Raw genomic sequence first — 8,885 nt, forward strand, 5'->3', positions numbered from 1 at the left:
CCTACAAGGGCATCGGGCATCAAAAAGCGGAAGGACAGATCTTCCAACTCCCATTTGATCTGCCAGATGCCCAGGCGGTTGGCCAGTGGCGCGAACACCTGCATGGATTCACGTGCCAAAGCTTTCGGGCAAGGCAGTTTGGTGTCTGCATAGTGACGCAAGGTCTGCAGACGCGAGGCCAGACGCAGCAGCACCACGCGCAGATCGCGCGAGAACGCCAGCAGCATCTTGCGGATGCGTTCGATTTGCTCAGCGGCGAGTGGGCCATCGGCGTTGTCACCCAAGGCATCGCGGGCGTTGCGCTGCACTTGCACCAGCTTGCGCGTGTGGGCGACCAGGCCTGCAGCATCGGCACCAAAGGCACGTGCCACCACGTCTTCGGGTTGCGTCAAGTATTCGCTGGCGTAGACCAGATAGGCTGCAGCGCGCAAGGACGGCGGTGCACCGATACCTTGCAGAATGAAGCTCACACCGTCGGCATGGCTGAGCGCGTCTTCGCCGGTATCGAAACGTTGTGCCAGCAGCAAGGGTTCAGCGAAAGCACGCGCTTTGGCCAGTAATTGCTCGGGGGCGGATGCACCCTGCTGCTGTTCACCCGGTTCGCCACCAGGCGCCATCTCGGCCAGCTCCACGATGGGGGCATGAGCGAGGGCATCCGTTGGTGATGAGATCGGGTTGAGGAGACCTGTTTTCATGCAAGAAGGAACTTGGTCAGCGGTTCAAGCTGTGTCGGGTTGTTGAGCATCGGGGCGTGTCCCACGCCTTCGAATTCGATCATGTGTGCCTTGGGGCCGCGTTGCGTCATGGCCGTGGCGGTATCGATGTCCAGCAGATCGGAGTTCTTGCCGCGCAACAGCATCACCTGGCATTTCAGGCTGTCAAAGACCTGCCAGAGCATGGCTTCGCCACTGACAGCGCTTTCTTCGGTGATCGTCTTGAAGGGCTCAGCCAAGGCTGGGTCATAGTGCAGGACCAGGCCATTGCCATCAGGCGCGGGGCGCAACAAGGGGCGAGACAGGGCCAGCCACTGCTCGGGCGTGTGCGGGCCGAAGCCGGTGGAGATGCTCCAGAGGTAATCTGCAGCCTGCTGTTCGCTCTCAAAGCGCATGGGTTGGCCCAGGTATTCGCCAATGCGCACCATGGCTTCGTAGCGCAGTTTGGGGCCCACGTCGTTGAGCACGAACTTGCGCAGCTTCACGCCGCTGACTTCGGGTGGCAAGGTCGAGAAGCCCAGGCCGATCAAGCCGCCCATCGAGGTGCCGACCCAATCGATCTCCAGTGGCTCGGTGGCTTTGACTTGCGCGCGCAACTGTTGCATCAAGGCAACCATGTCCGCCACATAAGAGAAGACTTGATAGCCCTTGGGATCGGCCAGCCAATCTGAATGGCCACGCCCCACCACATCGGGGCAGATCACCTGATAGCGGTCGCACAGGCTACGTGCCAGCGTGTCGAAGTCCCTGCCCTGGCGGCTAAGGCCATGCACGCAAATGAGGATGCGCGGATTGGACGCGTCGCCCCACTGCCAATAAGCCATGCGGTGCGTCTGGGCATCGGTCTTGCTGGCACCGGGACAGGTCACATATTGAAGGACCGGCTCCATGCCGGATGCAGATGATGTGTCGTTCTGAATGCTGGTCATGGCGATTGCTTGGGTATGTCGTCAGATAATGGGCCAGTCCACATTGTGTTTCTTCTTGCCGACAGGAGGCCCGAGATGTTGAATGGAAAAACCGCCCTCGTGACAGGTTCCACCAGTGGGATCGGTCTGGGGATTGCTGAAAAGCTCGCTGCACAGGGTGCCAACATCATTCTGAACGGATTTGGCGATGTCGAGGCGCCAAAGGCTTCTGTCGCGTCTGCGGGACAGGCCCATGGCATCAAAGTGGGCTACCACGGAGCGGACATGTCCAAGCCCGCCGAAATCGAAGCCTTGTTTGCTTATGCGCAAGCCGAATTTGGCGGCGTGGACATCCTCGTGAACAACGCGGGCATCCAGCACGTGTCCAATGTGGAGAACTTCCCCGTTGAAAAGTGGGACGCCATCATCGCCATCAACCTGAGCTCGGCCTTTCACACCATGCGCCTGGCCGTGCCGGGCATGCGTGCCAAAAACTGGGGCCGCATCATCAACCTGGCTTCGGCTCACGGGCTGGTAGCGTCGGCTGGCAAGTCGGCTTATGTGGCAGCCAAGCACGGCCTGGTGGGCTTGACCAAATCCGTGGCGCTGGAAACGGCCACAACGGGCGTGACGGTCAACGCGATCTGCCCGGGCTGGGTGCTCACACCACTGGTGCAAAAGCAGATTGATGCCAAGGCTGCAAATGAAGGCATCTCTTTGGCCGATGCCCAGAAGAGCCTGCTGGGCGAGAAGCAACCTTCCCTGCAATTCGTGACGCCAGGGCAACTGGGCGATCTGGCCGTTTTCATGTGCTCGCCCGGGGCGGACAACGTGCGTGGCGTGGCCTGGAACGTGGATGGCGGCTGGGTTGCGCAATAAGCGATGACAGTGGAGCCCGCAACCCTGGGTGAAGTGCCCGAGGGTTACGCGGCGGGTGTGCCCTACTCGCCGCTTTACGACGATCTTTACCACGCCGCCGTGGGCGCCTGGGCTCAGGCTCAGAACGTGTTCATGGCTGGCAACGGCCTGCCCGCGCGTTGGCAGCAGCGCACGCGCTTCGTGATCCTGGAAACGGGTTTCGGCCTGGGTAACAACTTCCTGGCGACGTGGTCGGCCTGGCTGGCTGATCCACTTCGTTGCGATCACCTGGTGTTCATCTCGATCGAGAAACACCCGCTGTGCCGCGAGGACCTCAAGAAGGTGCATGGCCTGTCGGATGAGGCTGTGGTGGACCTGGGCAAGATGAGCGACGCCGATCGCGCGGCCCGCAGACAACTGGCGGGTTGCCTGGTGGATGCCTGGCCAGCCCTGACGCCGGGCATGCACTCGCTGCATTTTGATGCGCCGGCCGACGACAAAGAAGATTCCGCCGGAACAACACGGCAACGCGTGACGCTTTTGCTGGGCTTGGGCGACATCGCCGACCTGCTGCCCAGGCTGATTGCCAGCGTGGATGCGTTCTACCTCGATGGCTTTGCGCCCGCCAAGAACCCGCAGATGTGGGACGCCGGCTTGCTGTCGAGGCTGAACCGGCTGGCCGCACCAGGCAGCACTGTCGCCACCTGGTCGTGTGCCCGCCCTGTGCGCGACGCATTGACCACGGCAGGCTTTGAAGTCGCGCTCATCGACGGCTTTGCTTTCAAGCCGCACATGCTGCGTGCCACCTACCAGCCTCGCTTCACGCCGCAGCGACAAGCGGGTGGTTGGCACCCCGAACCCGCCCTGTCCCAAGACCGCCACGCCATCATCATCGGCGCAGGTCTGGCCGGATGCGCCGCGGCACGCGCGCTGTGCCTGGAGGGCTGGCGCGTTACGCTGATCGACCAGCATGAGGCCCCAGCCATGGAAGGCTCGGGCAATCCTGGCGGCATGTTCCACAGCGTCCTCCATGCGGAAGACGGCATCCATGCCCGTGCCCACCGTGCGGCCGCGATGGCAACGTGGAGGCAGGCTGCCATCTGGATCCAACAAGGCGCACTGCGTGGGCAGCTTGATGGGTTGCTCAGACTGGACGACCAGATCACAGCCGAGCAAGCGCATGAATGGCTCACGCGGCAGTCCTTGCCCGAAGACCACGTGCAATGGCTGGATTTAGAACAAGCACAACGGCTTTCTGGCTTGCAGCTTGAGTCCGGCGGATGGTTGTTTCACCAAGGTGGCTGGCTGCACCCGGCCGGCATGGCGACACTGATGCTGGCATCCGTGGCCTCACTGACGCGCGACGGCGTACCCTTGCTGCGCACCGTCTGGGGCACATCGGCAAGCGCCATCCATCCAACACCGACGGGAGACTGGCAAGTCCGCGCCAAGTCGCCTGATGATGGCGTGCTGGCCAGTGCGCCGACGCTGGTGATGTGCTGCGCCGTGCAGTCCGCCAGGCTGCTGGAGAGCCTGCCAGACGCACAATCTGTGGCGCCCTTGCCGCTGAGCGCGACGCGCGGGCAGATCTCCCAGATGCCACTGGATGCATCAGGCACGCTCAAACGGCCGCTGTTGCCGGTGGCCGGCAGTGGCTACGTGCTGACCTTGCCGGATGACACCCTGTTGTGTGGCGCCACCACACAGCTTCATGACGATGACCCCGCCGTGCGCGAAGCCGACCATCGCCACAACTTGCGCCAGGCAGCCAGGCTTGGGGCGATCACATCTCAGGATGAGTCGAGGCCACTGCTGGATCAATTTCCGGGATTGCAAGGCCGCACAGCCTGGCGTGCCACCACGCCAGATCGACTGCCGCTGATTGGCGCCCTGCCGCGGAGTTTGGCCCGCCTGTCATCACTGCAGACGCCCAAGCGGCTGGACCAGGTCCGCTTGATCCCGCGCCAGCGCGGCGAACGTGGCGGGCTGTACGCGTTGACGGGTCTGGGTTCTCGCGGCATCACATGGAGTTGCCTGGCTGCCGACTTGCTCGCACACTGGGTGACCGGCGCACCTTGCCCGGTGGAGACCGACCTGCGTGATGCCCTCGATCCTGCACGTTTTCTGGTCCGGCAGCTGACGCGCCCAAGCAAGGCGCCTTCAAGCCTGGTGAAGTAAAGTGCGCACCACCTCATGAAAGACGACAACCGCCCCCTCCCTGGCCTGACCGATCGCCTTCGACTGGACAAATGGCTGTGGGCTGCCCGCTTCTACAAAACGCGTGGCTTGGCCGCAGACGACATCGACAAGGGCCGCATTCAGGTCAACGAGCAGGTGGCCAAGGCCTCGCGCGAGCTCAAGGCCGGGGACCGGGTGGACATCCGCAACGGCGCCCTGACCCGCACGGTGATCGTGCTGGCCCTGAGCACCGTGCGCGGCCCCGCTCCGCAAGCACAGCAACTCTACGAAGAAACGCCGGAAAGCATCCAGCGCAAGACTGCGTTCCAAGCGCAACGCAAGCTGGCCTGCGAGCCGGCTGACGCCATCGAGCAAGGCCGCCCCACCAAGCGGGACCGCCGTCAACTGGCTGATTGGCAGCGTTGGTCGGCCAGCGCGGACGAGTAAACACCCCCCAGCCAAAAGCGCTCGTCCGAAAAATCGAAGCGCTAACGTGTCGCCGCAAGGCAAAGGCCTGCGACAATCGCGGGTTTGGCGCCGTTACAAATTTCTTCGGCAGTCAGGCTTGAAATGGTCTGACACGCCCCGAGATGCGCATGGTTTTCGGATTTTCCAACCTAATTTCAAGAAGCAAGCGAGATGAGCGACACGTCCGCCACCCCTGAGCAACAAGCTGCACCCGGTACTGCCGGTGCGCCAGAAGAAGTCGGTTTTGTGCCCGTTGAGCAGCAACTGGCTGAACTGATCGCCAAGCACGCCGAGGTGTCCGACGCCTACCTGCGCGCCAAGGCCGAAGGCGAAAACATCCGCCGCCGCTCGGAAGAAGAGATCAGCAAGGCGCGCAAGTTCGCCGTTGAATCCTTCGCCGAAAGCCTGCTGCCCGTACGTGACAGCCTGGAAGCAGCACTGGCCTCCCATGCGGCCAAGCCCGACACGCCCGTTGAAACCGTGCTGGAAGGTGTGCAGATCACCCTGCGCCAACTGGCATCCGCCCTGGAGCGCAACAAGGTGCTGGAGATCAACCCTGCCGCCGGCGCCAAGTTCGACCCGCACTACCACCAGGCCATCAGCATGGTGCCTGCCGACCAGGAGGCCAACACCGTCGTGGGCGTGCTGCAAAAAGGCTACTCGATCGCCGATCGCGTGCTGCGCCCTGCCCTGGTCACCGTGGCCGCACCGAAATAAACCAACACCGCCAGCAATCGCTCGCATCGCCCTGCTTTGTCCGCAAATAGTTGTTGCGGGGCCTTGAAAAAAGAACGGTTGTTCGCATATCAGTACACAAGCGGAAGCACGAAGCTTCCAAAGCAAATTCGATAGGAGCTATCTAAATGGGCAAGATCATTGGTATCGACCTGGGCACCACCAACTCGTGCGTGGCCATCATGGAAGGCAACACCACCAAGGTGATCGAGAACAGCGAAGGCGCTCGCACCACCCCTTCCATCATTGCGTATCAGGAAGACGGCGAGATCCTCGTCGGCGCCTCGGCCAAGCGCCAGGCTGTGACCAACCCCCGCAACACGCTGTACGCCGTGAAGCGCCTGATTGGCCGCAAGTTCACTGAAAAGGAAGTGCAAAAGGACATCGACCTGATGCCCTACACGATCGCAGCCGCCGACAACGGCGACGCCTGGGTTGAAGTGCGCGGCAAGAAGATGGCACCTCCCCAAGTGTCGGCCGAAGTGCTGCGCAAGATGAAGAAGACCGCCGAAGACTACCTGGGTGAAGAAGTCACCGAGGCCGTCATCACCGTGCCCGCCTACTTCAACGACGCACAACGTCAGGCCACGAAGGACGCTGGCCGCATTGCCGGTCTGGAAGTCAAGCGCATCATCAACGAACCGACCGCTGCGGCCCTGGCCTTCGGCCTGGACAAGCATGGCGCCGGTGACCGCAAGATCGCCGTGTATGACCTCGGTGGCGGTACGTTCGACGTCTCCATCATCGAAATCGCTGACGTGGACGGCGAAAAGCAGTTCGAAGTGCTGTCGACCAACGGTGACACCTTCCTGGGCGGTGAAGACTTCGACCAACGCATCATCGACTTCATCATCTCCGAGTTCAAGAAGGAACAAGGCGTTGACCTGTCCAAGGACGTGCTGGCCCTGCAACGCCTGAAGGAAGCCGCTGAAAAGGCCAAGATCGAGCTGTCCAACAGCACGCAGACCGACGTCAACCTGCCCTACATCACCGCAGACGCCACCGGCCCCAAGCACCTGAACATCAAGCTGACCCGCGCCAAGCTGGAAAGCCTGGTTGAAGAGCTGATCGAGCGCACCATCGCCCCTTGCCGCATGGCCATCAAGGACGCAGGCGTGTCCGTAGGCGACATCCAGGACGTGATCCTGGTAGGCGGCATGAGCCGCATGCCCAAGGTGCAAGAGAAGGTCAAGGAATTCTTCGGCAAGGAACCCCGCAAGGACGTGAACCCTGACGAAGCCGTGGCCGTGGGTGCCGCCGTGCAAGGCCAGGTGCTGGCCGGCGACCGTACCGACGTGCTGCTGCTGGACGTGACCCCGCTGTCCCTGGGTATCGAAACCCTGGGTGGTGTCATGACCAAGATGATCACCAAGAACACGACGATCCCGACCAAGTTCGCACAAACCTTCTCGACCGCCGATGACAGCCAGCCTGCCGTGACCATCAAGGTCTACCAGGGCGAGCGTGAAATGGCTTCGGGCAACAAGATGCTGGGCGAGTTCAACCTGGAAGGCATCCCACCCGCACCACGCGGCGTGCCCCAGATCGAAGTGGCCTTCGACATCGACGCCAACGGCATCTTGCACGTGAGCGCCAAGGACAAGGGCACCGGCAAGGAAAACAAGATCACCATCAAGGCCAACTCGGGCTTGTCCGAGGAAGAAATCCAGAAGATGGTGAAGGACGCCGAGCTGAACGCGGCCGAAGACAAGAAAAAGCTGGAACTGGTTCAGGCCAAGAACCAGGGCGACGGCCTGGTCCACAGCGTGCGCAAGTCCCTGACGGAATACGGCGACAAGCTGGAAGCCGACGAGAAGGACAAGATCGAAGCCGCGATCAAGGACGTGGAAGAAGCCATCAAGGGTGACGACAAGGACGACATCGAGGCCAAGACCAATGCCCTGATGACTGCCAGCCAGAAGCTGGGCGAGAAGATGTACGCTGACATGCAGGCCGCTCAAGGCGCTGCAGGTGCAGCCGGTGCCGAAGGCGCCGCTGGTGCAGAACAAGCCAAGCCCGCTGACGACAACGTGGTTGACGCCGAGTTCAAGGAAGTCAAGAAGGACTGATCGGTTTTCGGGGACACGCGCAGTTGATGCGTTTGCCCTGAACACCAGCAGACAGGGCACAGGCCGTATGAGCTTCACGCTCATGCCCTGTGCCTTTGTTGGATCTAGACAGACCAGCACGCGACACACTCGCACAGCCCATCAAGATCATGGCAAAACGCGATTTTTACGAAGTTCTGGGCGTCGCCAAAGGCGCCTCGGACGACGACATCAAGAAGGCCTACCGCAAGCTGGCCATGAAGTTTCACCCTGACCGCAACCAGGGTGACAAGGCCAAGGAAGCCGAAGAGAAGTTCAAGGAGGTCAAAGAGGCCTACGAGATGCTCTCGGACCCCAAGAAAAAGGCGGCCTACGATCAATATGGTCATGCTGGCGTGGACCCGAACATGGGTGCAGGCCGCGGTGGCCCTGAAGGCTTCGGCGGCTTTGCCGATGCCTTCGGTGACATCTTTGGCGACATCTTCGGCCAAGGTGGCGGTGGCCAACGCCGTGGCGGCGGCGGCCCGCAGGTTTACCGCGGCAGCGACTTGTCGTATGCCATGGAAATCACGCTGGAAGAAGCCGCAGCTGGCAAGGACACGCAGATCCGCATCCCCGCTTGGGACGAGTGTGGCGTCTGCCATGGCTCCGGCGCCAAGCCCGGCACCAGCGCCAAGACCTGCCCGACCTGCAATGGCTCCGGCACGGTTCACATGCGCCAGGGCTTCTTCAGCGTCCAGCAAAGCTGCCCGCACTGCTCAGGCACCGGCAAGGTGATCCCAGAGCCCTGCACAGCCTGTAATGGCCAGGGCCGCGTCAAGAAAACCAAGACGCTGGAAGTCAAGATCCCTGCAGGCATCAATGAAGGCATGCGCATCCGCTCGGCTGGCAACGGCGAGCCCGGCACCAATGGCGGCCCTCCTGGTGACCTGTACATCGAGATCCGCATCAAGCAGCACGACATTTTCGAGAGATCG

Annotated in this window: 8 protein-coding genes; 6 read left to right on the top strand and 2 right to left on the bottom strand. The window is 61.9% G+C overall.

All coding sequences use genetic code 11. The features are described 5' to 3' along the window. Together EPO09_RS03830 and EPO09_RS03835 are read right to left on the bottom strand one after the other, a co-directional pair. A partial coding sequence (locus EPO09_RS03830) for an HD domain-containing protein (RefSeq protein ID WP_290640352.1) occupies positions 1 to 617 on the bottom strand: 617 nt, incomplete at its 3' end. Positions 618 to 691: 74 nt separating this feature from the next. Beyond that, positions 692 to 1,603, bottom strand: a complete 912-nt coding sequence (locus EPO09_RS03835) for an alpha/beta hydrolase (protein ID WP_290640354.1) — start codon at positions 1,601 to 1,603, stop codon at positions 692 to 694. Positions 1,604 to 1,717: 114 nt separating this feature from the next. Here EPO09_RS03835 and EPO09_RS03840 point away from each other — a divergent pair, with 114 nt between their 5' ends. The 6 genes from EPO09_RS03840 to EPO09_RS03865 all read left to right on the top strand — a co-directional run. Then, entirely contained in the window at positions 1,718 to 2,500 is a 783-nt protein-coding gene (locus tag EPO09_RS03840) for a 3-hydroxybutyrate dehydrogenase (RefSeq protein WP_290640337.1), read from the top strand. A 3-nt stretch (positions 2,501 to 2,503) separates the two neighbouring features. Next, positions 2,504 to 4,657, top strand: a complete 2,154-nt coding sequence (mnmC, locus tag EPO09_RS03845; protein WP_290640339.1) for an FAD-dependent 5-carboxymethylaminomethyl-2-thiouridine(34) oxidoreductase MnmC — start codon at positions 2,504 to 2,506, stop codon at positions 4,655 to 4,657. A gap of 15 nt (positions 4,658 to 4,672) precedes the next feature. After that, positions 4,673 to 5,104, top strand: a complete 432-nt coding sequence (locus tag EPO09_RS03850) for an RNA-binding S4 domain-containing protein (protein ID WP_290640341.1) — start codon at positions 4,673 to 4,675, stop codon at positions 5,102 to 5,104. Positions 5,105 to 5,296: 192 nt separating this feature from the next. Beyond that, entirely contained in the window at positions 5,297 to 5,842 is a 546-nt protein-coding gene (grpE, locus tag EPO09_RS03855; protein WP_290640343.1) for a nucleotide exchange factor GrpE, read from the top strand. Positions 5,843 to 5,988: 146 nt separating this feature from the next. Beyond that, positions 5,989 to 7,929 carry a molecular chaperone DnaK gene (gene dnaK, locus EPO09_RS03860; RefSeq protein ID WP_290640349.1) on the top strand — a complete coding sequence of 647 codons (1,941 nt, stop codon included), beginning with the start codon at positions 5,989 to 5,991 and terminating at the stop codon, positions 7,927 to 7,929. Positions 7,930 to 8,078: 149 nt separating this feature from the next. Continuing rightward, the coding region (locus tag EPO09_RS03865) for a molecular chaperone DnaJ (RefSeq protein WP_290640350.1) at positions 8,079 to 8,885 on the top strand (807 nt) is incomplete at its 3' end.

The organism is Aquabacterium sp. (assembly GCF_004297345.1).
GTDB lineage: Bacteria > Pseudomonadota > Gammaproteobacteria > Burkholderiales > Burkholderiaceae_C > Aquabacterium.

Bases quoted from the DNA above. Each gene is read 5' to 3' on its own strand.
- EPO09_RS03835 (WP_290640354.1), bottom strand. From the start codon at position 1,603: ATGGAGCCGGTCCTTCAATATGTGACCTGTCCCGGTGCCAGCAAGACC.
- grpE (WP_290640343.1), top strand. From the start codon at position 5,297: ATGAGCGACACGTCCGCCACCCCTGAGCAACAAGCTGCACCCGGTACT.
- EPO09_RS03850 (WP_290640341.1), top strand. From the start codon at position 4,673: ATGAAAGACGACAACCGCCCCCTCCCTGGCCTGACCGATCGCCTTCGA.
- EPO09_RS03840 (WP_290640337.1), top strand. From the start codon at position 1,718: ATGTTGAATGGAAAAACCGCCCTCGTGACAGGTTCCACCAGTGGGATC.
- mnmC (WP_290640339.1), top strand. From the start codon at position 2,504: ATGACAGTGGAGCCCGCAACCCTGGGTGAAGTGCCCGAGGGTTACGCG.
- dnaK (WP_290640349.1), top strand. From the start codon at position 5,989: ATGGGCAAGATCATTGGTATCGACCTGGGCACCACCAACTCGTGCGTG.